Here is a 23,071-nt window from a genome sequence, read left to right on the forward strand (position 1 = left end):
CTGTCCCCGCACCGCGGAGCCTACTCTTCCTCGGTTTCCTCCTCGGCGTAGGTTTCCAGGAAGACCTCGTAGTACTCTTCTTTCGCTTGGGCCCTCTCTTCTTCCGCCTGAGTAACGCTCTTCACGTCGAAGACGGAGACCTTTGTACGCTTATCCTCGGAGATACTCTCCCTCATCGAGTACCCGGCGGTTTCGGCTTTCTTCGCCTTCACCATGTAGCCGCACGACTGGCAGACCAGGTACGTACTCCTCTTTATCTTCTTCGGGAGCATAAGGCCCCCGCACTTCGGGCAAAACTCCATCACTGTTCACCGTTTGAGGATAGCTTATCCACAACACAAGTATTTAAAGCTACGTGCACACCTCAACGCGCTGTACAATTAATATACCGGGGCGACCGTTATTTCATCGGTGTGAAAGCTTGCTAGGCGAGTTCAACCTCGTAGTCTCTACTTACAGGCAACGCGAGAACGACTGCATCTCAGAGTTATGGTTCTTCGCGAAGGAGCTCGGAGACTCCAGGCTTGACGCCAGCAAGACAGGCCTACCCTCTCTCGTCGTGGCTAAGACCAGCCTAGACCCGGAAGACTTCGTCGCTAAGGCTCGAGAGAAAATAGAGGAGAACCCGTGGTACTTCAGATACATCCTGAAGATAACCCCTATACAGGTTACCGTGGACGCCGACATCCAGCAAATAGTCGAGGCCGCTTTAAGGCTATCCTCTTCCAGGTTGAACCCAGGAGAAACATTCAAAGTCGAAGCCCACATAAGGCTCTCCGAGCTCCGGAGGGAGGACATCATCCGCGAGATAGCCTCTAGGATAACGAACAAGGTAAACCTAGACAACCCGGACAAGATAGTGCTCGTCGAGGTCATCGGGGATAGAGCAGGCGTCTCCGTGATACCTCCCTCGATGATCCTCTCCGTGGAAAGGGCGCGGCGCGAGGCTAAAGCTAGGAAGCACCAAAGCGAGCGCCTAGACCTCGAGAGCTAGGTATACCATCCTGGCCCTCATATACCCGGGGACTTTCTCGGCTGGGACCCCTAGGCGCTGAGAGTAAAAGTTAAGCGAGCCAAGGAGGTCTGGCTCCGACTCCTCGAATCCAAGCTCTCTGAAGAGCGCCAAGGCTTCCGCGGTCTCCCTGGGCTCTCTTCCCAAGGAGAACGCTACGACCCCGAAGCTTTCCGTACAGCTACTGAAGAACGCCTTCAAAGCTTCGCCTATGTTCCTGGACCCGTTCACGTAGAGCAAGACATCTAGGGATGGGTCGCGCGAAATGGTTTTTCCCTCCATTATGCCTCGAACGGTGTAGCCGACTGCGGATACTACAACTTCGAGCGGAGGGATCTTTCTACACTCATCGAATAGCGTTACCCAAACATTCTCCGGGAGCCTTCCTTGAATACTCCTCACGAGGTCCTTCGGACAAACGGCACTCTTAGACTTGAGGCAAGCGACTCTTACTACAACCCTTTCACCTTTCACTCCGAACTCTACCATCATGGCGACCACGCGCTACCTTTATACAGCCTTTTCCGCCCTTCTTCACCGTGGACAGCGCACGAATAATAGCATTTCTCTCGGACTTTGGGACTAGGGACTACTACGTTGGAGCCGTGAAAGCTGTGGTGCACTCTCTTTGCCCTCAAAGCACCGTAGTAGACGTGACTCACGAAGTCGAACCCTGGTCGGTCGAAGACGCTTGCTACATCCTTAGGTGTTGCTACGACGATTTCCCGAGCAGAACAGTCTTCCTGGTAGTCGTGGACCCAGGCGTAGGTACATCGAGGAAAGCCATCATCCTCGAGCACAAGGGCTACCTCTTCGTAGGCCCCGATAACGGGCTTCTACCCTGCGCCGTTGGAAACAAGGAGTTTAAAGCCTGGGAAATCCTACGCGTACCAGGAGCCCGAAGAAAGACGTCGCACACTTTCCATGGAAGAGACGTTTTTGCCCCGGTAGCCGCATTTCTATCGTGCGGCGGGAGGCCCGAAGAGATCGGTCGAGAGTACGCGGACCCCGTTTTAATGGATATCGAGGAGACTATCCTCGAGGAAGGCTGGGTGAAGGCAAGAGTCATTCACGTCGACAGGTTCGGGAATGTCGCGCTCGGCGTTAGGCCCGAGAAATTCTTCCGGGAGTACGGTCCTACGAGAATCAGAGTAGCCTTCGATGATCACGAGGTAGACGTACCCTTCGTTCGCACTTTTGGGGACGCGCCTCGCGGGTCGCTGGTAGCGCTCGTGAACAGTTGCGGGTACCTCGAGCTGGCTGTCAACATGGGAAATGCTTCCGAGGTGCTCGGGTTGAAGCCTGGAAGAATCGTGAAGATAAAGTTCTAGTGTAGCGCGCTACGGCGAGTACCCTACTCCCTTGACCTTTATGAGAACGCCGTTGCCCGTTCTTTCCACGGTGTAGGTAGCCCCTGTTATCTGCCTGCACAGCTCTAAAGCTGTTTCCGCGTGGGACGTCAGCTCGGTGGTGAGTATCGCCGACTCCCCCCTGGCTAGAGACATGTATATGACTAGGTTGTCCGATGCGTGAGGGTCAACCGGCGCTCCAGCTTTGAGGATGGGCAGGAGCCGCTCGGCAGCCTCGCGTCCAACGTCCTCCGCCGGCTTTCCACGCTCTCCCAGCGCGTCCGAACCTACAACCCCCTCGCCGACTCTCGCCCATAGGACTATCCCGGACCCCCTACCGGTGGCTGGCTGGTTGCAAACCACGTTCACCTTGCCCACGTTGAAGCCAGCACTCTCTATGCGTTCTCTCGCTGACCGCGCCTGTCTCTCAGCTATGTGGCACGGGAGGTTCCCCACGTAAGATGCCCCTTCGACAGGGCCGGGCGTAGACTTCGCGGTGAGGTTTATGGGTTCAAGGGGGTAGCCCGGCGTAGTCTCAACGTAAACGGCGCCTCCACCCTCTGGGTAGAAGCCTTCGCGCAACAACTTGCTACTGATCTTCGCTCCGAACTTCGAGATCAAGGGGATGAGTACGTTTTCGAAGTACCTGTAGGGAGGGCTCCACCTCACCGACGTTCCCCCTCTCACCTCTAGGCCTACCTTGCCTTCAGCGGCCAGTAGGACAGGTAGGGAGGCTTGCAGGAGAAGGGTTACGCTTCCAGCTGTACCTATATCGGCGACGTACTTGCCTGGTGCAGGTCTTCTCAGCCTTGGCACGAACTTAACCTCTGTGGATCCAACTCTTAGACCTTCGGCCTCCCCTTTGACAAGCTCGGCTATGAACTTGAGTGCCGTTAGGTGTTGAGGCCTAAGGCCGGGCGGGTCCCTTTTAGCCCTTATGTTGTATATCCTTAGCGGCACATTCATTATCGCAGAGAGAGCTATGCTGTACCGGAGTAGCTGCCCGCCCCCCTCCCCCATGGAGCCATCTATCTCTATCATCTACGCGACCCCGGAACTACTTTCCATGGCACGTTTTTATCACTCACGCCTCGTCGCGCGAGTAAGGGAGCGGTAGGCGTGCGCCACTCTTTGGAGCACAGTAATGTAGGTAACAAGTATAAGTACCCAGAGCACAGCTCGGGCGACAATGCTCGCACCTATCAGAATGGCGAAGAAAACTGAGAATTTCAACAGAAGCCTTTCAGCCCTCTCGGCTATCCCTATACCGGCCATTTTTACCCCCAGCGACTCGGCTCTAGCCCTCGTGTAGCTCACAAGGTACTCGCCCAGTACCAGGAAAATCGTCTCGTAGGCGCTGGCAACCCCTACAAGCATGAGGGCGAAGGAGGTTAGAGTGTCGCTCACCCTATCGAGTGTAGAGTCTAGGAACGCTCCGAACGCGCTCACCCTACCGGTTTTCCTGGCTACGTAGCCGTCTAAGACGTCCATTAAAGAGGCGAGGGTGAAGACGGCCAGGAACGACGGGAGCGAACCTGTCCATGCGAGTAGCGCCACGGAAGACGCGTTTAAAGCAAACCCCAGCACAGTGATATGGTTTGGTTTTAGACCAGTTGCGGCGATGGCGTCGCCTAGTGGCGAGAAAGCTCTCTCTACGCGTTGCTTGATATTCGTAAGCACAGCCGTCACCGCTTCCTCTGAGACAGCGAGAGAATCGCCTTAGCAATGTCTCCCCCAGACTCTATGAGGGCTCTCTTGGCCTCTTCCGGGGAAGCCCCCGTCCGGAGAACGACGAGATCTATGTCCTCCTGCGAGATCTCGAGTTGCTGAGGTTGCTGTTCTCCCGGGACCTCCTCCTCTACACCCGTCACGTAGTAGATTTTTCCTCCACCCTTAATCTCGAGAACCTGTACTTCGGGTGATCTTATGATGATTGTTTTCCCGGCAAGCTTTATCTGCACTTCTTGAACACCTTCTATAGGCTTAAAAACCAAGCCCATCCTTTCAAGCATTCTCCTCTGCTCCCTATTCAACCTCATCATCGAGGCATTCACCCAGGTCTACTACTGTCTCTAGTGAGACGCGCGAGACTATATTCTTTGCTACATCTACTACCGGTGCTTTTGTCTTCTCCAGGATTACAGAGTCGCTGGTCGCTACGGCTGCCCCCTCCCACTCCGACAGCTGGATCACCGTGTTGTCCGCGTTGGGAGAAATAATGCTCCAGCACTCGTGCCCCAGGAGAGAAGCGAAGCTCTTCAGTATACCGGCGAACCTAGCGCTGAAGCTTACCTGTGAGTCGAAGACGAAGACCGCCCTCTCTACGCCGAGGCGCGAGAGGTAGGAGAGAAGCACATAGAGGGCGGAGACGTAGAGGGGGGAGAAGCTTATCCTCCTGTAGCCGGCGGCGAGGTCTCTTACTATGCCGTCATTCCCAACGACGAGGACATCTCCTAGGAGAGCTGAGGAAACAGTCCCCACTTGGTTGAACGCGTCAACGACGAGAAGACCGGTGCCGAGGGATTCAAGTTCGGCTAAGCGTTTCCTCCTCGATGCCGCGACCTCTCTTGGGAAGATGGACCTGTAAAGGGCCAGTTTCTCTACCTTGGATAGGCCGTACCTCGCGGTTACGAGTTCCAGGGACTGCTTCCTGCTGTACCCTCTATTCACCAGGTAGAAGAAGTCTTTGGCGGCTTCGCAGATGAAGTCGCTGTTCAGGGTTATCCTCGTGTACCCGGCGGTGGCTTCGGAGCCTTTCATCGGCGCTCTAACGCCTGCCTCAAAGCTTCTACGATGACTTTGTCGACGGACTTTGTCTCGTCAATCCTTCCTTGGTAGAGGTCCCTCACGCCTCCTCCCTTGCCGCGCAACGACTCGCAGACCGAGCGCCCTATCTCCCTCGCGTCTAGTCTGTCGAGGAGATCGTCGGTCACTTTTAGCGCGAAGTTTCCCTTCGAGTTGTAGGCAAGGATGACGCTACTCGTACGCGTCCTAGAGATAGCGAGGGCGGCCTCCCGTGGCTCGTACTCATCGGAGAAGTACACGTAGACCTGCACTCCCTGAACCGTTGCTACGGGGCTTACGCTGACGCCTCCTTTGAGGAGCTCTTCCCTGAGCTTCTTCACCTCCTTTTCGAGAGCTTCAATCCTGCTCTTCAGGCTCTTCGCCTTTTCCTCTAGACCCTCATAGCTCGCGTCTAGGATTTCCTGAAGGTTCTTCAGCTTATCGCCCATTCCTTGCACGTACTCCAAGGCCGGCATGCCGGCCTTGAAAACCACTCTAACCACGCCGTCCTGTATTTTCTCGAAGCCAAGGATCTTTATTAACCCTATCTCCCCTGTCCTATCGCAGTGGGTTCCGCCACAGGCTTCGGCGTCCCAGCCCGGTATTTCCACTACTCTTAGCGTCGTCTGGGGGACCGCGCCTCCTTGGTACAGGGTAAAGCCGAAGGCTTTCTCAGCTTCCGTCCTGTTCAAGAGGTACTTCCTGACGGGCCTATCCTCCATGACCACCCTGTTCGCCAGAGCCTCTATGGCCTTAGCCTGCTCAGGCGTAATAGCTTTGTGATGTGTGAAGTCGAAGCGAACATAGTCCGGCGTTTTCTGCGCACCCGCCTGCCACACGTGCTTCCCGAGCACTGACCGCAGAGCTCCAAGCACAATGTGTGTAGCGGTGTGGTGCCTCATCAGGGCGAGCCTTCTCTCCATGTCCACTACTCCTTTCACCCTCGCTCCTACCGGTGGAGCGTTGCCCTCGCACTCGTGCACCACTATGTCTCCGACTTTAAACGCGTACTTTACCCTGCACTCGCCTCCCTCGTAAACGAGAACCCCGGTATCCGAGAGCTGCCCGCCGCCCTCCGGGTAGAAAGCCGTGGAGTCCAGGACGACGTACTTCCCGTCCAGGACTCCGAGAACTGTTGCTTCGAATTCCGCGAGCTTCTCGTTCTCGTAGTAGAGGAGGCGGGTAGGCCGGAACTCCTTGAGGCGCGAGGGGTCTAGGGGGAGCTGTAGGGCTTCTTTCTGCTGTACCTGAGCCCTGCTTCTCATCTCCGCGAGCCTGCTGTAGAAGCCTGTGATGTCCGCTTCCAGTCCCTCAGACTCAGCTTTTTCTTTTACGAGCTCGGGGGGTACGCCGTGGGACTCGTACAGCTTTACGATTTCCTCTGCTGGCACGACTCGTAGCCCTTTCGACTTCAGCTCGCCGAGCAATGCTCCGAGCACCTTCTCGCCCCTCTTAACGCTTTCCTCGAACCGCTCCTCCTCTGTGTCGACAATGTCGCGTATCTCGTCCTGGAGCTCCAGGTACTCTGGGAAGTCGTTGCGCCAGTACTGTATCTGCCACAGTACTATCTCGCTGAGTGGTAGCTCCAGCTGGAGCCTGCGAAGAAGCCTGAGGCTCCTCCTTATGAGGAGCCTAGCGAGATATCCGGCACCGCTGTTGGATGGAACTACTCCGTCGCCGAGCATCCACGCGATGGTGCGGGTATGGTCCGCGAGGGCATACAGAGCTTCGTTTGGCTCGAGCACCCTTTGTAGCTCTTCGAAGGAAATGCCCACTTCCCTCGAAACGTTCCTCAGTGTCTCCAAGGCCTCGAGCGGCTTCTTGAAGTCCAGCCTCCCGCTCTTCAAGGCTAGCCTGTACATCAGGTCGTCTGGAGGCTTCTCCACGCCGCTGAGCTTCCTTAGCCTGTCTATCACCCCGGAAAACACAGCCTCGTATACGTTGTAGTGACCAGTTAGCAACCAGTATATTCTCTCCAGGCCGTACCCGGTATCCACTATCCTGTTCTCTATCGGTATCAGGCTACCGTCCTCGGCGGTCTTGTAGTGCATGAACACGAGCGTGGCTACTTCAAGCCCCCTCACGATGACCTCGTAGTCTTCCCCAGCGTTCCCGCCACCGCTCCACATGTCGAAGATGAAGGTTATCTCCTCCGGTTTCACTCCGTAAACCTTCGTTAGGACTTCGAAGGCATACTCCACGGTCTCGTTAGCCCAGTAGACCCGCTGATCGCGTATGTTGAAGGCGTGGTGGGCCATCATCTCGAAGCCTGTCAGGTGCCGCCCGGTCTTACCCACGTTGTCGAGGTCGGTGAGCCTTATGCTGGGCTGGGAGATGACCAAGGGGTTGGCCGGTGGAGGTACAAGCCCCTCGGTGACCCATGGCTGGAAGTCATAGATGGAGGCCCCCACGAGGTACACGTCTTCCCTCCATCTGGCGACTACGGGGTAGCGCTTCACGGGTGTATGGTTCCTCTTCTCAAAAAAGTCGATGAACATCTTTCTGGTTGCACTCAGGGATTCCGGCTTTACGCCGACGCTCCTCCCTATGAATGAGTACTCCTCGCAGGGTTGATCGCCGCAGACCTTCCTCTCTGGGTCAAGCGTCCAGAAAGTTCTGCCGCACACCGGGCAGGTTCTCTTTATCCATCCATTCTCAACGAAGAACGGCAAGTTTACGAAATCCTCCTTCGACATAGGCGCCTCTGCAAAAACAAGGGTAGAACGTTAAGCTAATAAATTAAACGCGGCTAAAGCTCGGGTTTTACGGCTTTAAGCCTCTCGTAGAGGGCCTTGGCCTGAGCCTCTGCTTTGGCTAGGATCTGCGGTAACGCTTCTCTAGCCGGGTAAGCCGCGTTAGACGCGAGCGCTAGCGCCTCAATGTGAGCCTTGGCGATGAGCTGCGGTAGCACTTGCGGTAGTGGCAAAGCTGCGTTGAACGCTAAGTTGTACGCTTCTGTATGCGCGGAGACCAGCCTGTTCTTCCAGAGGCTTACGTCTAGCTCCACGTCCTTTGGGGATACCACTTTGCCATCGAGGTAGATGGTTTTTATCTGTAACTTGCTCTCGATGGGCTTTAGACCTAGCTTCGAGAGAAGTTCGGCCAGCTCTGGGGATATTACGTCCCCAGGCTTAGCTACGACGGTGTCCTTCGCTATCCATATGCTACCTTCCTGGACCCTCGTGGGTATGCCTAGTTTGTTGAAATTGCTAATCATGGGTCCAGGGGGTATGCCCGTGTTACCGGCTGGCAACACTATCTCGCTGGTCGCGATGTCCCCCGCCCTTGCCTCCCGCATGATTTTCTGCTTGTCCAGAAAGAAGAGTATCTCGAAGGGGTTCTTGTTCGTGAAGATTACGGCGTTCTGGCCGCGGAGATGCTCCTCTATGCCTTCGACGTACTTCCCGGTGTTCTTGAGTGCCAGCAGGAATATAGTGTTCTTCACGACCTTCATCAGGGATCCGTCACTTCTTAGTAGGCTCCTCGAGGTCTTCACCACGGATGCTGGCAACCCCGTGATAGAAGCTACCATGTAGTAGCGGTACTGCTTTAGGTACCCTGAAAGCTCTTCGAGGAGTTTAGCCTTCCTTGCTCGTGCGGGGCTACTCTTAACGCTAACTGCCTGTAGGCTCACTTCCTAACCACCTCTCTGCTGACCTTCACCGGTCTACCCATCGTCAGCTTGAAGTATATCCTGTCTATGTTCGGCGGAGGGAACTTCTTCAAGATCTCCGCCAGAACTGCGCGCGCGTTCTCAGCTAAATGTTCGACAGGCTGTGTTTCCACCCCGATCCTGCAGGCTATTTGGGGTTCGTCCTTCATTCTAATCCTCACAGACCTCCTGAATCTCTCTATCAGCGCGTCTAGCGCTACGTTCGGAGGGATCGGTTGAGGCATTTTACCGCGGGGACCCAGGTACTTACCTAGAACTCTTCCTACAAGCGGCATGAGGTCTGGTTGTGCGAGGAAGAAGTCGTACCTTTTGGCCAGCTTTTTCGCCGCTTTCTTGTCGTTCCCTATCTTCTGCAACTCATCCTTGTCTACTACGATATCCGCGCCTGCCTCCTTAGCTTTCAGCGCGGTATCCCCGCTTGCAATTACGGCTACCTTTGCCAGTTTTCCAGGAGCCGGGTGCGGCAGAGCCACGACAGTGTTCAGCCTGTTCTCCGGCTTTTTAACGTCTACGTCCCTGAGTGTAACTATCATCTCGACGCTCTGCGTGAAACGCCTCTTCTTGGGTGACGAGACTAGGGCCTCCTTTATCGCCTCTTCTAGGCTCCCAGCGGCTACCAGGGTTTGTGAGCTCATGCAGCTTCACCCTCGTGCTTCCTTATCTCCTCGTCGTACAACCCCTTCTCCACTTCCTCAATAAATACTTTAGGTGGTTTCCCCTCAATCGTTACCCCCATGCTTTGCGCGGTACCAGCCACTGTCTTCACGGCTGCTTTCAGGGTTGACGCCCCCATGTCTTTCTTCTTGATTTTCGCGATTTTTATCACTTGCTGCAAAGTCAGGTTGCCCACGTTTTCCCTGGACGGCTGGTGGGCACCCTTCTCGACTTTCAGTTCCTTGATTATGAGCGCGGCGGTAGTCGGTGTACCTACTTCAACCTCGAAGGTCTTTTTCTCAACGTCGACAGTTACCTTCACCGGTACTCTCATGCCGGCGTAGTCGGCCGTTAGCTCGTTTATCCGCTTCACAACCTGCATCACGTTTAGCCCTAGCGGTCCAAGAGCCGGACCTATCGGTGGACCTGCCGTTGCCTTCCCGCCTTCAACAAGGAAGGTAAAAGTCTTCAGGTTTTGAGACACCGCGCCTCACCCAGACTACTTAAGCGCGACAAACATGGACGAACGCGTAGCCTTGAGCCCAGGCTCGCCATGCTCGACCTTCTTCGTCGTAAGCGCGAACTCCCCTAGGTAGTGCCCGATCTTTTCCGGCGTAATTTCAACGGGGACAAACTCCTTCCCGTTGTGAACGTGTATTGTTAGCCCGACCATTTCCGGAAGTATTATAAAGTCCCTTAGGTGAGTCTTTATTACTGGCTGCTTTTTCCCCTCGCTCGCGAGCTTAGCAGCCCGCCTAATCTTCTCTAGGAGCTTGAGGTGCTCCTCGCTCGTACCTTGTTTGAAGACTCTGAGAAGGCTTCTCCTCTGCCTAGCCGGCATTATCTCGGCTAGCTTTTCTATCGGCATTTGGCGTAGCTCTTCCAGTGTATACCCGCGATACGTGAACTTCGAAGTACTCTCCAAAGCTATCCCCTTCCCAAAGTTTCTGGTATGGCTATTTAAGCTTAGTGTCGCTCGCACTACGGCGCAGGGCGCGCAAACGCTACTTCTCGCCCTGCAGACAAAAAACTACTAGAGCTTAAACAAGTATCAAAAGATTGATAACACGCGATAATTCGAAGACTTTATGCTTGTCCAAACGTCTCCCAACACGTGAGTGGTAAAACTATAGTCGTCGTAGGCGGAGGCTTCGGAGGCTTCTACGCCCTCAAGACCCTTTCAGGGCTAGGCCTGACGGAGAGAAACAGAGTAGTGCTGGTGGATAAGAGCAGACGCTTCGTCTACTTGCCGTCTCTACCTTACCTTATTTCCGGGAAGAAAACAGTGGAGGATCTCACGGAGCCCCTTGAGGAGATAGCGAAAAGGCTGGGCGCAGAGTTCTTGTTAGGAGAAGTCACAAGGGTTAGCCTCCAGGAGAAAACGATCGAGCTTAGCAACGGGGAAAAATTGAGGTACGACTACTTGGTGCTAGCGGCAGGTGCTACTACAGAGTACTACGGCATACCCGGTGCCCACCAGGCTCTTCCGGCGTGGAGGCTCGAGGACTACGAGAGAATAGTGAGGGAGCTCGGCAAGTGCGGTAGCGGTTGCAGAGTATGCATCGCCGGGGGCGGGCTGACCGGCGTAGAAGTTGCGGGCGAAGTTGCCGAGAAGTACGAAGGGAAGAGTGAGGTGGTCGTTGTAGAGAAGATGCAGATGCTAATGCCTACCCTAAACTCTCAACGGGCATCAAAGATAATAGAGGAATTCCTCTCGAGCAAAGGGGTCAGGATAATCAAGGGTAACGGTGTCTCAAGTGTTTCGGAGAAAAACCTGAACCTTGAGGACGGTACAAGCATTCAGTGCGACATCGTAGTCTGGACTGTGGGTGTGAGACCCCCAGACATAAGGTTCGACGTAGATGTGCCCGTGAAGGGTAGAGGGTGGATCTGCGTCAAGCCAACGTTGCAAGTGATGAGCAGGGACGACGTCTACGCTATCGGCGATATAAACCATTTCGCCGTGGATTCCGACTACGCTATGAAGATGGCCGAAGAAGCTATCCTTCAAGGCAAAACAGCCGCGAAGAACATAGCGCTACAGATCAGCGGCGAGACCCCACGCTACACGCATAAGCCCATATTCCTTGCTTCAAAGCCGAAAAGCCTCGTGTCCGTCGGTTACGGAAGGGCGTTGATGATCTGGGAAAACAAGATCCTCTTCGGAAGAGCACCCTATATAAGCAAGATGCTCATAGAAAGCATCGTTATGAGAGACGTGAAGGGGAAAGTCGGCGGTGGGATAGCAACGTCGCTCGAAAGCAAGATTCTTAGAACAATCTCCGGGTAACAAAAGTTGTAACAAAAATTCGATCTCTACTGGGTCGGAGTCCTGGAGGCTCCTTTCTTTCTTCCAGTCCTTCTGGGCGCGATGTGACCGACCTTCCTGCCGGGCGGCGCGTTCCTAGGAGCTGGCGTTAAGCCCTTGGGGTGATGACCTCCTCCTGCCGGGTGGGCGTAGGCAGACATAGCTTTTCCTCTAACTGTTGGGTACTTGAACGACTTAGCCCTAGACCAATGCCACATCTTGCCCGCCTTAAGCATAGGTTTCTCTATCCTTCCACCGGCGGCCACCATGCCTATCGTCGCTCTCGCCTCACTGGATACCTCCTTAACCTTCTTAGATGGAAGCTGTATAAGCGTTTTGCCGTTCGAGTGCGCAAGTACAAGCGCATAGGCTCCGCTACTCCTAGCCAGCTTCCCGCCGTCCCCGGGCCTTATCTCAATATTCGAAACTATCGTTCCCTCCGGCACGTTACCTATCTCAACTATGCTTCCAAGGACTGCCGGAGCCTTTGCTCCATAGTAGATCTTTTGCCCTACCGCTAGCCCCTCAGGAGGTATCATGTACATCTTTGTGCCATCCTCGAACTCCACCAGTGCAAGAGGGGCTCCGCGGCCCGGCTCGTGGAGCAAGTCTTTGACAACGCCGACAAGCACCTTGTTCTTGAACTCTTCGGGATTGTAAGGCGGATACCTGGCCGGCCCGAGGCGTTTCCAGCCGGGATTCCTAAATACACTTCCTCCGCGCCCCCTCCTCTGTACGAGCAACCTCTTACCCATTCTCCCTCACCTCTACACCAGCCCGATTCTGCTAGCTACGTCTGCCGCGGAATACTCCTTGGACAGCTTAACGTATGCCTTTTTAAAGCCTTCGGGAGTTATCAACGTGTTTACCTTTGCAACTTTGACGTTGTACAGCGCCTCTACAGCTCTCTTTATCTCCGGCTTTGACGCCCTCCTATCGACTATGAACACCAGCGTGTTTGTCTCTTCCATCAGTCTCAGAGTCTTCTCCGTAAGGTAAGGTTTCACTATTATCTTCGTGTAGTCTACCCCGCTACTCATTTCTGCAACACCTCTCCTTTGAGCCTTTCCTCAAGCCCCTTAACCGCCGACTTCGTGAAGACAGTTAGCCTGCCAGGATTCCCGCCAGGCGCTAGGTGAAGCACAGACAGCTCTTTATACGTTACCACGTCGACTCCGGGCATATTCCTGGCGGCGAGCTCGATGCCTCGCGCCTCCCCAACTACTATCAGCAGGCTTTTCGGCTTCTTGTACCTCCTGCCACGCATCTTCCCCTTACCCGCGCGCACACGTGTATTGGTCTGGGCTCTTTCGACGTCTTTCCAGAGTCCAAGCTTTTCCAGGAAAGCCCTCAAATCCCTAGCCTTGCTTATGCTCTCCAAGTCGTCAGCTACGACCACCGGCAGCGGGATATCCGGCACCACGTGCCCCCTCTTCAGCACGAAGTCCCTAGACGCCACAGCCGCCAGCGCCGAGAGCAGGGCTTTACGCTTCTCCTTCCTGTTAACCTCCTCTCGGATTATTTTCTCTACGCGCGGAGGATGCGCCCTACGCCCCTTAACCGCCTGGACAACCCTGGCGGCCCTCAACCCGCCCTTTATTCGGGCAACTCTAGCGATACCGTGTCCTACTCCCAAGCTCTCTGCCGTTGTTCGGAGGCCGGCTAGGGGGTCTGTCCCCTTTGGTTGCAACCTAGACGTGAATAGGGCTATGTAGACGCGCCTGATCAGGTCGGGCCTTACTGGAGACTTGAAGAAGCTGGGGAGCTTTATCCTCTCCACAGCAGCCCCGTTTAAATCGTAGACGGGAACCTCTAAAACCTCGGCTACTTCCTGGGACATTTAACCTCACCTCGCCGGAGGCCAGGGAGCCGTGCTTATATAGGTTATCTGTGGCGGCGGGAGAACTCTGAGAGCCCTGATGGCGTGGCGCAACCTTACAAGCCGCTTCACCGCGCCAGGAACGCTGCCTTCAACTATTATAAACTGGCTTCTCACTAGCCCGTAGTGCGGCCACCCGCCGGGCGGGTTTATCTCTTTGAGAGACTCCGCATCCCCGACTTTCAATATCCTCTTGTTGTACTCCGTCCTCTGGTGAAAACCGAGCTGTCCTGGGAACGGCGTATAGAACATTATGGCGGGCTTCTGCGGGCCAACGCTTCCAATCCTGCTGTGACCCTTCCTGTGCTTGTGCCACCTGGGCATTTCTTCAACTCCGAACCTTTTAACCGAGCCCTGAAAGCCCTTACCCTTCGTTACGGCGATAACATCTATGTAGTCCCCCTCCTTGAATACATCGCTTATAGTTAGATCCTTGCCGAGCTTTTCGAGCGCGAGGCTCAAGGCTTTTTCGGGCGGACCGCCCACAGCTATCTCAATCAGCTCCGGCTTCTTTTTACCTAGGCCTGAAAGCCTCGGCTGAGTCGCCGCTAGCACTCTAACCTCGGATACCCGGCTTTTAACCTCTTCGAGCTTCTTCAACTGCTCTTCATGGTAGCTTTGATCCTTGGGTAGCGGGAACACCCTTTCCAGGTCCTTGGGTAGATCCTTCGCCCATACCTCGCAAAGGGTCTTCTTCCCGTAGGGGGTCTTCTCGTAAACCCTTACAGCGACGACCTTCAACGGTGGAACCTCGATGACAGTCGCCGCGTAGAACCTCTCCTGGCCGTAGAACGGACTATTCTTGTTCATTTCCACCCCTATTACGTGAAGCATCCCCACCTTGTACCCAGCGAAGCCGAGGAAGCCCTCCCTGTTCTGCGGCCACCTCCTAACGCGAGCTACGATGCTTCTCGCTCTTTTACGCGGGTAGTACGCCCTCGATCCGCGTCGAGGCCTATGACCTTTCGCCACTCATTACCACCTTATGCGAACACCGCCTAGCAACGATTTGCAGAGCTTTATTAAATTTTGCGCACTACGTAGTGCGCGCGAAAAGCTGGGGACAGGGCAGGAATAGGGTAAACCACCAGGAAAAAGGCGCCCGGCCCCCTCCTCACGCACGAGCGCGCGGCTCGCAATGCCTGGCTAGTTTTATTCAAGGTTCAGGTTTAGAATAGCGAGGGAAATGTAGACGGCTTCCTCCGTTCTAATCGTTTTTACGCCTTGGATAGGCGCAGTGTTAACAATGAAGTCGAGAAAAGATTCCAGTTCAAAGCCCTCCTCCTCCGAGATTTCCTGAAGCCCCTTGTTCCACGTACCGAAAAACACTGCGACACCGTTTTTCGCAGTAGCCTCTCTCTTTATCTCCTCTAGAACCAGCGATACCGGTGCGGCTTTCCTCGATGTGCCCACGAGGAGAAAGCCCCGCGACCTGTAGTGTTCCAGTGCCTCACGCAAAGAGCTGTAGCACTTAGTCCTGTAGCCCCAGTACACTTTTACCTCCTCCGGAGAGACGTAGCGCCACCCTGCCCCCTCTCGACGCAACGTAACCCTTCTACCCGCGTCTGTGGGAACTTCTGCCTCGACAGGGTTTCCAAGTCCAACATCCACTAACGCCTTAGTTCCTCTGCGCGAAACGACGTAACCCTCTCTGTACTCGCTTTCCTCTCCTCTCAGAAGGTGGCTCGGAGACCTAAGCGGGGGAACAAGCCCGAGGTACCTGTACTCGCGCGATCTCGGAACAAGGTACTTCCTGAGATACTGCGGCACCTCGAGTGCGTCTAGTATTCTCTTAAGTTCTGCACAAGGGTGTCCTGACTCCTGGTAGATAGCTACCTCCTCTACTCGGAAAATCGTAACTGCGCGCGCAAGGAGGGCAACGTGGAAAGTTCTAGCAGGCTCACTAAGATTAGAGAAAGTGCTCGAAGGTACAGCTACAGCCCTCTTCAGCCTTGGCTTCAAAGGCGGCCACATCGACACTTTCAGCCAACTACTTTGCCTGAGATTCCTTTGCTCGCTTCTCTCTCAACTCCTTCTTGCGCTCGAGGAAGAGGGAAGTTCTTTGGCGTCCACCCAACCGGATCACCCAGCTTACCTTTGCTAAGCTTACTTTTTATGTCTTTCTTATATCCCCTTCGGAACACCCTTACTGCTCAGACTCCAACGCTATCCAGTAGGCCATCTTTCCCCTTCTCTCCTCCTTCACCTTCTTTTCCCTTAGGAGGAGCCGAAGTATGTAGAAGACCTGACTATGAGAGAGCTTCAGGTCTCGTACTAGCTCTACGGTTGGCATTGGTCCATGCTTCTTCAGATACTCATAGATGAGCTTCTTTCTCTCGAGTATTTTGTCCGTAACTTTTCGCGGCATACCGGTCGTCGTATAAATTATTTCAGCGATATTAAAGTTTTATCTATTTTAACGCAAAAAGTGCTTACATAGACAAAATATTTACGAAAATGGATTACTCTCCAATGAGCCTCGCGAGCGATGGGTACATTTCGAGTGCCCTCTCGCTCGCCAGTATGGAGTAGTACTGCACTATTATGCCTACCAACAGTAGTATGCCCGTGCCGCCACCCATTACTCTGAATATATCGCTGACTACAGCGATGACGCCTATTATTATGCTACTCAGTATCGTTAACCCCCAGATGTAGCGCTTCAACATGGATGCTATGACTTTCTCGCTTTTCCTAAAGCCGGGTATCTGTAGCTGAGCCTTTGCGAGCTGCTCCGCCTGCGTTTCGGGATCCATGCCGCTTGTTAGGATCCAGGCTACTCCGAAGAGGACGGCGAACCCGATGTAGAGCAGAGAGTACACCACTAGGTGGACGGGATCGGCGAGGGCGGACGCAAGTGAGCGCGGAGGAGATATGTAGTACACGAACGACCCAGGTAGAGGCACCGGGCCGTACTCCGTGTAGTTGTACTTTGCGATAACGTTGAGCCAGGGGTTCTGGTTGCCCGGATTCACCCTGGGCCACAGCGCCTGCGTGAACATCACCACGTTGGCATAGAGAGCGCCTACGAGGATTACCGGCATGACCGATACGTAGAGGAACTTCAACGGTATCCTCGTTTTCGCCCCGCCAAACCTAACGCTAGAAACTGGTATCGTGATCTTCATCGACTCCATGTACGTTAGTAGCAGTAACATAACAACCATTCCCACGAAGCCTACAAGGTCGGGGTACCCGCTCGGTCGAACTACGACATGCATCAGTAGCGTTGAGTTACCGCTGACCAGCGCGGAGAAGAGCGACGGGAAGAGCCCGTAGTAGAGCCCGTCCCCTAGGGGTCCTATCGGGCTGAAGAGTTCCCAGAAGATCTGTTGAGCGACACCTGCCGCTATGAATAGCGAGACAGCGCTCCCTATGCCCCAGCCCTTTTCGAGCATGTCGTTCATGAGTATAACGAACGTGCTCGCAACGAATAGCTGCACGAAGACTATGATCTGTTGTTGCTGTGTTAGGGCTCCGTAAACGCCCCCGAGTATGTAGGCTGCCGCCTCTAACGCTGCGAAGAGGAAAGCCGTGAGTTTCTGTAGACCTGCGAAAGTCCTCCTGCCTTCCGGTGTCGTGAGGTCAAGGTTTACTATCCTGCTACCGACCAGTAGCTCCCAGACTATTCCGGAAGTCACTATTGGACCTATACCAAGCTCAATGAGAGTCCCCCTCTTGGACGCCATGACGACTCTTAGAAACTCGAGGGCGCCTAGAGTGCCTTGGGTCTGCCTCGGAATACCGTACAGCGGTGTCTGACCCATTACGAAGTAGGCGACTAGCACCAGGGCCGTCCAGAGCAACCTTTCGCTGAGAGGCGGCTTTCTCCGTGGCTTTTCTATCTCCGGGAGAAATCTAAAAACGCTGTCTAAAGATTCTTTAAGCCCCAAGCTTACTCACCGGCTTCCTGCGTTTTAGCAACCTCGACGCGTCCTCCCTGCGCCTCGATCTTGCTTATAGCCCTCTTGGTAGCCACAGGAACTTTAACGATTATCTTGTTTCTCACTTGCCCAGATCCGGTGAGCTTGTTAAAGCCCAGCTGTGTCAAGTCGACGACATAGGCATCGCCCTCCCGGCTGGCTAAGCCCTTCCTAAAGAACTCTTCCACTTCAGCGTCTAGTTGCCCCACGTTTATCGTGCGGTACTCGACCACCAGCGATGGGTGTCTCGTGAAGCCATGTTTACCATACCAGTCAGGTGCGTATTTGACAGTCCAGGACCATTTATGCTTGTGGTAGCCGACGAGACCCCTCCCACCCCTACTGCCGCTCTTCCTGTGTTGCCCAACGCGCCCCCAACCGTGGGTTCTGCTTCCGCGGTACGCCCTGCTCTTCTTTTCCCGTCTCACTACCAAGCCTAACACCTCCCGCTAATGAGACCCCAAGTACTTAAAAAATTAGCGGCGAAGCGCGAGACGCGCGCTTGGAAACCCCTGAAGCTGTTAAGCGAAAGAACAGAAGTATGTGCCTGCTTGATTACGTTCCTTAAAGCATTCTGAGGACAAGGTTGTTTATATCAGCTCCGCGGTAGCCGAGCTCGCCCCTGGCGTTAATGTTGCGCCGAATAGTTCCCCTAAAGCCGCCGCTCGGGGGGCGCAACCTGAACACGGGCTTTACACCGGGCAGATCCTCCAAGGACACCTTACCGGAGATCAATGCCTCGGCGAGCTCTTCGAAGCTGTTAAACCCTATCTTCTTTAAGTACTCCTCTGTTAGCCTCTTGTTGCCAGTAATACGCCCTCTTCTCTTCAACAGCTCGACGAGTGTTTCCTTATTTATCTCCCCCCACGTGACAGCAGAGGACAGCGTCCTCTCCAGCATACCCTTTATTGATGGATCGTCCTTGACGAGAACAGCGTGGTACACTTTGTGTAGCCTTAAGAGTTCGAGCGCCTTTTCTTCTTCCGGCCTCCTATCCGGTTGACCTCTAAGCCTTATCACCAGGTACAGCGCCATGCCGGGTCACCACTGATCCGGGGAGTAAAACTGGTACGTCTTCTTAAGCGCCTCGTAGACGGCTTTAGCCATGTTGTGCGTTGTCCTCGTCTCGCCGTAGGACCTTGACCACACGTCCTTTATGCCCGCAAGCCTTAGCACCGTTTTAGCTACGTCGCTCGCTACCAAGCCCACTCCTTTAGGCGCAGGTATAAGCTCGATTTTAACGCTTCCGGCCTTGCCTTCCACCTTGAACGGTATGCTGTGGGGTTCTCCGCATAGACATTCCCAGCTCCCGCAACCACGCCTCACGGGGACAATGTTCAGCTTTGCCCTTCTCGTGGCTTTCTCGATGGCTATGCCTATCTGCCTAGACTTCCCCATTCCGACTCCTACGTAGCCGTCCTCGTTTCCAACAGCGACCGTAACCTGGTACTGTGAGACTTCTCCCGAGTCTGTCTGCCTCTGCACGAAGCCCACGCTTAGAACCTCAGACTTCAATCCGGGTAGCAGTGTGTCGATGATCTCCACTTCGCGTATAGGCATGTTTCTCGCGAAGACCTCATCTATGCTCTTTATCTTGCCCTCTACCACCAGCCTTCCCAGGAGCGTTCGAGGCTGCCATTCACCAGACATGTCCCTCTCCACCTCCACAGCGATTATCGGTTAAAAACATTATTGTAATGCCTCCTCGATCTTCTGCTTCACGCTGTCGAAATGCTCCGGTAGGCTTTCTGGATCAAGGCCCGCGGACAGATACCCGGAGAAGCGCAACTTGAAGAGCTCCGGGTTCGATTCTTTCAGCATCTTAGCGTAGTTAGCTATGTGCTCTCCTCTAACCCTGTCATCTTCCGGCAGTACGCCGTCTCCTACTGGGATCTTCAACCCGGCATCGAGGGCTCCCTTTACGGCCGCGAATACTCTAGAAGCCTTTACGGGCCTGTGGAGACCGATATCGACTATCGCCTCAGTAACCCCCTGTTTGAGCGCCTTTTTAGCGGCGAGGAATCCCAGCAGATAGAGAGCCGGGGTATTCCTCCTGTAGCCTTTCCAGCCGTACTTCTTCAGCTCGTTGGAGTGAGCAGATGCTATCACGACGTCTCCCTTAGGGGTTGCCTTCGCGATCTGCACTATAGCCGTCCTTGAAAGTACGCGGACTACGAGCCTAGGCTTTCCGGAGATTATGAGTTTTCTCCTCTTGTAGTAGTTGGTCTTACCTTCTCGGCGCCTCTTCAATGGAACTCTATACCTTGCTCCTCTCGCCACCTTCCTCCACCCTTACCAGCTTATGCTCGGAGATGTAGAGCTTTAGGTGTGACAGACTTCTGAACATACCTCCTTTTACCAGCCTGTAGAGGTACCGGAATGTCTTCGTATCTATTTGCCCCTTCTCTTTGAGGAACTTTAGGTAGCGCCTCTGCGCGCGTACCCTGTTTATCCAGGCTCTCTTCTCGTCCACTCTGGGGCCCTTCTTGCTTCCGGGGCCTCTGCCCCTCCCCTTCTTCCTTTTAAGCCTCCTTTCGCGTACACGCCCCCTGGACGGCGTGCTCGGCGGTAGAACCCTTATGACACCATCCTTTATCAACCTACGCACGTCGCTACGGCTTATAGCCGCTGAAACTTCGTCCAGTTTATCCGGGTCTATCCATATCCTGCTCTCTCCTACACCTAGCACCTCGGATGCTAGGCGTCTAGCGAGCGACACGTCCATCCTAACCACCCGCGTTTAGTATGCGGAATCCAAGCTCCTCTGCCTTTTTAATTATTTCTCCCCTCTTCTTCTTCCCGACTTTCGCGGAGATCCTTATGGCGTGCTTAGCGGGGTCTAGACCCAGCAAGTCTTTCACGCTGGATACCAGCACTTCTTCGAAGCCGGATGGGTGAAGCCCTCGGACCGCCCTTGGACCCCTGTAGCCGACCTTGACCATGGGCGGAAAGCCTTTCCTCTGCAACCTTATCTTATTGTCCAAGAAGTGTCGGGGGCTCCTCCACACGTCTTCGAGCCGTTTAAACTGCCAGATATTCATCCTCGTGAAGTGAGGCCTATGCCTGGAGATAAGTAGCCTAAGCTTCAGTAGCCTTAACTTTTCCTCGGGCAGAGCGGGCTTCCTCTTGGCCCTCTTCTCCGGCACGCTTTCCACAGTTTCCTTGGGAGTCTCTCCGGAAGCAATCCCCTTGTCCTCAGTAGACATACGCGAGTAACACCCCTCCTAAACCTTTTTCTTTAGCTTCCCTATGGGTCATAACTCCTTTAGGAGTTGACACGATTAGTAGGCCGACGTCCCTAGAGGGTAAGTACTCACGCTCCCAGGCTTCGAACTCGTTTTTCTTCACGGGGTAACGCGGCTTGATAACGCCGATCTTGTTTATTCTTCCGAGCAGGTTTACGACTATCTTTCCCCCGCGTCCATCGTCTATCAGCTCGAAGTCCCCGATATAGCCAGACCTCTTCAAAGTGTCGAGCACCGCCACTATGAGCTTGGATGATGGATAGATTACGCACTGCTTCTTCCCGCGCACCTCGTTGTTCATTATCGTCGACAAGGCGTTAGCCAGGGTATCCAGCATCACGGCAGACCACCTACGAGTACTTCTTGAAGCCTATCTCCTCAGCAACCTCCCTGAAGCACCGCCTGCAAAGGTTCAGCCCGTAAACCCTTATTATAGCTTCGTGGGTACCGCAGCGAATGCACCTCCTGCTACCCTTTCCGTACTTTCTCTTCTTTGGAGGATGCAACTTAGCCATCAAATCACCTCTTACCCCTGATGACCTGTACTCCCAGTATTTTCTCTAAAAACGTTATGGTCTCCTCTTTCGTCACCCTGTGGCGCGCCGGTACCTTGGACTTCTTGCGGCGCCGCCTAGCAACGCGGTAACCGGGCCTCTCCATGGCGATTATGACATCAAAGCCGAAAATACCTACCTCTGGGTCATACTTTACTCCGGGTATCAGTATGTGCTCTTTAACGCCGAACGCTACGTTTCCGTGCCTGTCTATGCTCTTCTCGTGTATCTTGTAGTCTACCGCCGCTAGAGCTTTCTTCAGGAAGTTTATCGCTTTCTCACCGCGTAGAGTAACCATTACTCCTATGTTTTCGCCCTTCTTAACCCCAAACTCTCTCACTGTTTTCTTCGCAGGTCTTAGAGAGGGTTTCTGCCCTGTGAGCTCTTCTAGAAGCTTCGCCGCCTTCATTAACCTCTCTCCGCCCTCGCCTACCCCGATGTTCACCACGACCTTACCTATGAAGACCCTGCGCATCGGGTGATCTGTCTCGAGCACGGGTCCTACCTTAGCCATTACGCAGTCACCGTTACTAGTGGCTTCTCTTTCCCAACTGGGAGAACATACTGGAGTATAGTCCTAGACTTCGCACCGCTGGCATCCTCGAGCTCCACGAGGGCGCGACTTCTCTTGAACACCTGCTGAATCGCGTTAATTCTACCCATGAAGCCGACGTTCCGCCCATCTACCACGATAGCCAGGGTGCCCACCTCGAACGGTACGTGACTTACTATACTCTGTCTGGGAATGGTTATCAGCAACGCGTCATATGTCTTGTAGGAAATAGCCGTCGAGTAGGCCTCGCTACCCTTCCTGATTAGTACGTTCCTCCCATCGTGTAACGTGAACTGTAGGTCTCCGTTCTTAACAGTCATCTTCCTGCGTATCTGGGCTAGCTTGTAGCCCGCCTCCTCGGGTTTGATCTCTACGAACCTTAGCTTTCTAGCAGGATCGGGTACGACCCGATAGTACTTCTCCTCCGGGATTATGTGTAGAACGTCCATTAAGCCAACAGGAAACTTGTAGTCCGTTACAACCCTACCGTCGACTTCTATGACCCTAGAGGCCAGTATTCTACGCGCCTCCTTCATCGTCTTTGCATACCCAAAGACATCGCGCAACACTATCCCTATGGGTATGGAGCTGAGCAGGGAATGGGGACCCGGGCTAGGCTTTACTGTCCACACGTACTCTTTGCGCTTTATGGGCCAGAACGGCGGTGCAACGCTACGCCTAAGGTGCCTCAAGGATCCTTTAACCTTCCTGCCCACTCACGACCACCTGCTTCTTCCTTTCTACTAGTTCTTTCCTCCTAGGATCGGATAGGTCGAGCTCCGTGACTACGACCTTCGAGGGATGTATCGGGAAGGGGACTTCAGTTCCATCAGCCTTGCGAAGCGTGGCGCCCTCCACGTGGATACGCCCCTTCTTCACATCCACGGAGGTCACCTTTCCCTCATGCCCTTTGAATGACCCCCTAACAATTAATACTCGGTCTCCCTTCCTTACGCGAATCCTCTTAATCCCAAGTTTTTGCTGTAGCTCTGCAGACAGCGGTGCGACTATTTTTTTTGACCTTATATGCAGTGGTGCATCGTATACCTCCCGCTTGCGTACCTTTCCCGGCTTCGACGATGTTCCCTTGACCACCAATGCGCACCCACAAGGCTTTTTCCACGCGCCTTATAAAAT

The 23,071-nt window shown here is 54.2% G+C and carries 32 protein-coding genes; 3 read left to right on the plus strand and 29 right to left on the minus strand.

Features of this window, described 5'->3' with window-relative positions:
* Positions 1 to 20: 20 nt before the first annotated feature.
* Entirely contained in the window at positions 21 to 302 is a 282-nt protein-coding gene (locus TPEN_RS01060) for a DNA-directed RNA polymerase (RefSeq protein ID WP_011751888.1), read from the minus strand.
* 119 nt (positions 303 to 421) lie between these two features.
* Between TPEN_RS01060 and TPEN_RS01065 the strand changes: the two genes are divergently transcribed.
* Positions 422 to 994: a THUMP domain-containing protein gene (locus tag TPEN_RS01065; protein ID WP_011751889.1), complete on the plus strand. Its 573-nt coding sequence runs from the start codon at positions 422 to 424 to the stop codon at positions 992 to 994.
* Here the strand turns inward: TPEN_RS01065 and TPEN_RS01070 are convergent.
* Positions 977 to 1,504, minus strand: coding sequence for a hypothetical protein (locus tag TPEN_RS01070; RefSeq protein ID WP_148677867.1), 528 nt, complete (start codon positions 1,502 to 1,504; stop codon positions 977 to 979). The genes TPEN_RS01065 and TPEN_RS01070 overlap by 18 nt on opposite strands.
* Positions 1,505 to 1,551: 47 nt before the next feature.
* Here TPEN_RS01070 and TPEN_RS01075 point away from each other — a divergent pair, with 47 nt between their 5' ends.
* Entirely contained in the window at positions 1,552 to 2,343 is a 792-nt protein-coding gene (locus TPEN_RS01075; RefSeq protein ID WP_011751891.1) for an SAM hydrolase/SAM-dependent halogenase family protein, read from the plus strand.
* A 9-nt stretch (positions 2,344 to 2,352) separates the two neighbouring features.
* On the opposite strand, the gene rtcA is transcribed toward TPEN_RS01075, so the two are convergent.
* The 9 genes from rtcA to TPEN_RS01120 form a co-directional block, all read right to left on the minus strand.
* On the minus strand, positions 2,353 to 3,402 hold the full coding sequence (gene rtcA / locus TPEN_RS01080; protein ID WP_011751892.1) for an RNA 3'-terminal phosphate cyclase: 1,050 nt from the start codon (positions 3,400 to 3,402) through the stop codon (positions 2,353 to 2,355).
* A 39-nt stretch (positions 3,403 to 3,441) separates the two neighbouring features.
* Entirely contained in the window at positions 3,442 to 3,918 is a 477-nt protein-coding gene (locus tag TPEN_RS01085) for a CDP-alcohol phosphatidyltransferase family protein (RefSeq protein WP_052884994.1), read from the minus strand.
* A 128-nt stretch (positions 3,919 to 4,046) separates the two neighbouring features.
* Positions 4,047 to 4,403, minus strand: coding sequence for a nascent polypeptide-associated complex protein (locus tag TPEN_RS01090; RefSeq protein ID WP_011751894.1), 357 nt, complete (start codon positions 4,401 to 4,403; stop codon positions 4,047 to 4,049).
* Positions 4,387 to 5,121 carry a DUF434 domain-containing protein gene (locus TPEN_RS01095; protein ID WP_011751895.1) on the minus strand — a complete coding sequence of 245 codons (735 nt, stop codon included), beginning with the start codon at positions 5,119 to 5,121 and terminating at the stop codon, positions 4,387 to 4,389. Before TPEN_RS01095 ends, TPEN_RS01090 begins: the two co-directional genes overlap by 17 nt.
* The gene (alaS, locus tag TPEN_RS01100) at positions 5,118 to 7,841 is read right to left on the minus strand and encodes an alanine--tRNA ligase (protein ID WP_011751896.1); all 2,724 of its coding nucleotides are present in this window, start codon (positions 7,839 to 7,841) and stop codon (positions 5,118 to 5,120) included. Before alaS ends, TPEN_RS01095 begins: the two co-directional genes overlap by 4 nt.
* A 53-nt stretch (positions 7,842 to 7,894) precedes the next feature.
* Positions 7,895 to 8,779 carry a 50S ribosomal protein L10 gene (locus TPEN_RS01105; RefSeq protein ID WP_011751897.1) on the minus strand — a complete coding sequence of 295 codons (885 nt, stop codon included), beginning with the start codon at positions 8,777 to 8,779 and terminating at the stop codon, positions 7,895 to 7,897.
* On the minus strand, positions 8,776 to 9,453 hold the full coding sequence (locus TPEN_RS01110) for a 50S ribosomal protein L1 (protein WP_011751898.1): 678 nt from the start codon (positions 9,451 to 9,453) through the stop codon (positions 8,776 to 8,778). Before TPEN_RS01110 ends, TPEN_RS01105 begins: the two co-directional genes overlap by 4 nt.
* On the minus strand, positions 9,450 to 9,944 hold the full coding sequence (locus TPEN_RS01115; protein WP_052885366.1) for a 50S ribosomal protein L11: 495 nt from the start codon (positions 9,942 to 9,944) through the stop codon (positions 9,450 to 9,452). The genes TPEN_RS01110 and TPEN_RS01115 overlap by 4 nt, the downstream gene beginning before the upstream one ends.
* A 27-nt stretch (positions 9,945 to 9,971) precedes the next feature.
* On the minus strand, positions 9,972 to 10,397 hold the full coding sequence (locus tag TPEN_RS01120) for a 30S ribosomal protein S19 (RefSeq protein ID WP_011751900.1): 426 nt from the start codon (positions 10,395 to 10,397) through the stop codon (positions 9,972 to 9,974).
* Positions 10,398 to 10,586: 189 nt separating this feature from the next.
* Between TPEN_RS01120 and TPEN_RS01125 the strand changes: the two genes are divergently transcribed.
* Complete coding sequence (locus TPEN_RS01125; RefSeq protein WP_011751901.1) at positions 10,587 to 11,762, plus strand: NAD(P)/FAD-dependent oxidoreductase; 1,176 nt, start codon at positions 10,587 to 10,589, stop codon at positions 11,760 to 11,762.
* Between the two features lie 26 nt (positions 11,763 to 11,788).
* On the opposite strand, the gene TPEN_RS01130 is transcribed toward TPEN_RS01125, so the two are convergent.
* The 18 genes from TPEN_RS01130 to rplX form a co-directional block, all read right to left on the minus strand.
* Entirely contained in the window at positions 11,789 to 12,535 is a 747-nt protein-coding gene (locus TPEN_RS01130; RefSeq protein ID WP_011751902.1) for a 50S ribosomal protein L2, read from the minus strand.
* Positions 12,536 to 12,547: 12 nt separating this feature from the next.
* Positions 12,548 to 12,820, minus strand: a complete 273-nt coding sequence (locus TPEN_RS01135) for a 50S ribosomal protein L23 (RefSeq protein ID WP_011751903.1) — start codon at positions 12,818 to 12,820, stop codon at positions 12,548 to 12,550.
* Positions 12,817 to 13,620 carry a 50S ribosomal protein L4 gene (gene rpl4p, locus TPEN_RS01140; RefSeq protein ID WP_011751904.1) on the minus strand — a complete coding sequence of 268 codons (804 nt, stop codon included), beginning with the start codon at positions 13,618 to 13,620 and terminating at the stop codon, positions 12,817 to 12,819. The genes TPEN_RS01135 and rpl4p overlap by 4 nt, the downstream gene beginning before the upstream one ends.
* A gap of 6 nt (positions 13,621 to 13,626) precedes the next feature.
* Positions 13,627 to 14,631: a 50S ribosomal protein L3 gene (locus TPEN_RS01145; RefSeq protein ID WP_011751905.1), complete on the minus strand. Its 1,005-nt coding sequence runs from the start codon at positions 14,629 to 14,631 to the stop codon at positions 13,627 to 13,629.
* 180 nt (positions 14,632 to 14,811) lie between these two features.
* On the minus strand, positions 14,812 to 15,633 hold the full coding sequence (locus tag TPEN_RS01150; protein WP_011751906.1) for a putative RNA uridine N3 methyltransferase: 822 nt from the start codon (positions 15,631 to 15,633) through the stop codon (positions 14,812 to 14,814).
* A gap of 172 nt (positions 15,634 to 15,805) precedes the next feature.
* Positions 15,806 to 16,027, minus strand: coding sequence for a FaeA/PapI family transcriptional regulator (locus tag TPEN_RS01155; RefSeq protein ID WP_011751907.1), 222 nt, complete (start codon positions 16,025 to 16,027; stop codon positions 15,806 to 15,808).
* 94 nt (positions 16,028 to 16,121) lie between these two features.
* Entirely contained in the window at positions 16,122 to 17,552 is a 1,431-nt protein-coding gene (gene secY / locus TPEN_RS01160; RefSeq protein ID WP_011751908.1) for a preprotein translocase subunit SecY, read from the minus strand.
* A gap of 2 nt (positions 17,553 to 17,554) precedes the next feature.
* Positions 17,555 to 18,016: an uL15 family ribosomal protein gene (locus TPEN_RS01165; protein WP_052885368.1), complete on the minus strand. Its 462-nt coding sequence runs from the start codon at positions 18,014 to 18,016 to the stop codon at positions 17,555 to 17,557.
* Positions 18,017 to 18,146: 130 nt separating this feature from the next.
* A complete protein-coding gene (locus tag TPEN_RS01170) occupies positions 18,147 to 18,617 on the minus strand; it encodes a 50S ribosomal protein L30 (RefSeq protein WP_011751910.1) in 471 nt (156 codons plus the stop codon).
* 6 nt (positions 18,618 to 18,623) lie between these two features.
* On the minus strand, positions 18,624 to 19,232 hold the full coding sequence (locus TPEN_RS01175) for a 30S ribosomal protein S5 (protein ID WP_011751911.1): 609 nt from the start codon (positions 19,230 to 19,232) through the stop codon (positions 18,624 to 18,626).
* 39 nt (positions 19,233 to 19,271) lie between these two features.
* On the minus strand, positions 19,272 to 19,862 hold the full coding sequence (locus tag TPEN_RS01180; RefSeq protein ID WP_011751912.1) for a 50S ribosomal protein L18: 591 nt from the start codon (positions 19,860 to 19,862) through the stop codon (positions 19,272 to 19,274).
* Positions 19,840 to 20,307 carry a 50S ribosomal protein L19e gene (locus TPEN_RS01185; RefSeq protein ID WP_011751913.1) on the minus strand — a complete coding sequence of 156 codons (468 nt, stop codon included), beginning with the start codon at positions 20,305 to 20,307 and terminating at the stop codon, positions 19,840 to 19,842. The genes TPEN_RS01180 and TPEN_RS01185 overlap by 23 nt, the downstream gene beginning before the upstream one ends.
* Before the next feature lies 1 nt (position 20,308).
* Positions 20,309 to 20,788, minus strand: a complete 480-nt coding sequence (locus TPEN_RS01190; protein ID WP_011751914.1) for a 50S ribosomal protein L32e — start codon at positions 20,786 to 20,788, stop codon at positions 20,309 to 20,311.
* Entirely contained in the window at positions 20,778 to 21,164 is a 387-nt protein-coding gene (locus tag TPEN_RS01195; protein ID WP_052885370.1) for a 30S ribosomal protein S8, read from the minus strand. The genes TPEN_RS01190 and TPEN_RS01195 overlap by 11 nt, the downstream gene beginning before the upstream one ends.
* Positions 21,165 to 21,177: 13 nt before the next feature.
* Entirely contained in the window at positions 21,178 to 21,342 is a 165-nt protein-coding gene (locus tag TPEN_RS01200; RefSeq protein WP_011751916.1) for a 30S ribosomal protein S14, read from the minus strand.
* Between the two features lie 4 nt (positions 21,343 to 21,346).
* Entirely contained in the window at positions 21,347 to 21,895 is a 549-nt protein-coding gene (locus TPEN_RS01205) for a 50S ribosomal protein L5 (RefSeq protein ID WP_011751917.1), read from the minus strand.
* On the minus strand, positions 21,895 to 22,650 hold the full coding sequence (locus TPEN_RS01210; RefSeq protein WP_011751918.1) for a 30S ribosomal protein S4e: 756 nt from the start codon (positions 22,648 to 22,650) through the stop codon (positions 21,895 to 21,897). Before TPEN_RS01210 ends, TPEN_RS01205 begins: the two co-directional genes overlap by 1 nt.
* Positions 22,634 to 23,029 carry a 50S ribosomal protein L24 gene (gene rplX / locus TPEN_RS01215; protein ID WP_011751919.1) on the minus strand — a complete coding sequence of 132 codons (396 nt, stop codon included), beginning with the start codon at positions 23,027 to 23,029 and terminating at the stop codon, positions 22,634 to 22,636. The genes TPEN_RS01210 and rplX overlap by 17 nt, the downstream gene beginning before the upstream one ends.
* Positions 23,030 to 23,071 lie beyond the last annotated feature (42 nt).

The sequence above is a fragment of the Thermofilum pendens Hrk 5 genome (assembly GCF_000015225.1).
GTDB classification, from domain to species: Archaea; Thermoproteota; Thermoprotei; order Thermofilales; family Thermofilaceae; genus Thermofilum; species Thermofilum pendens.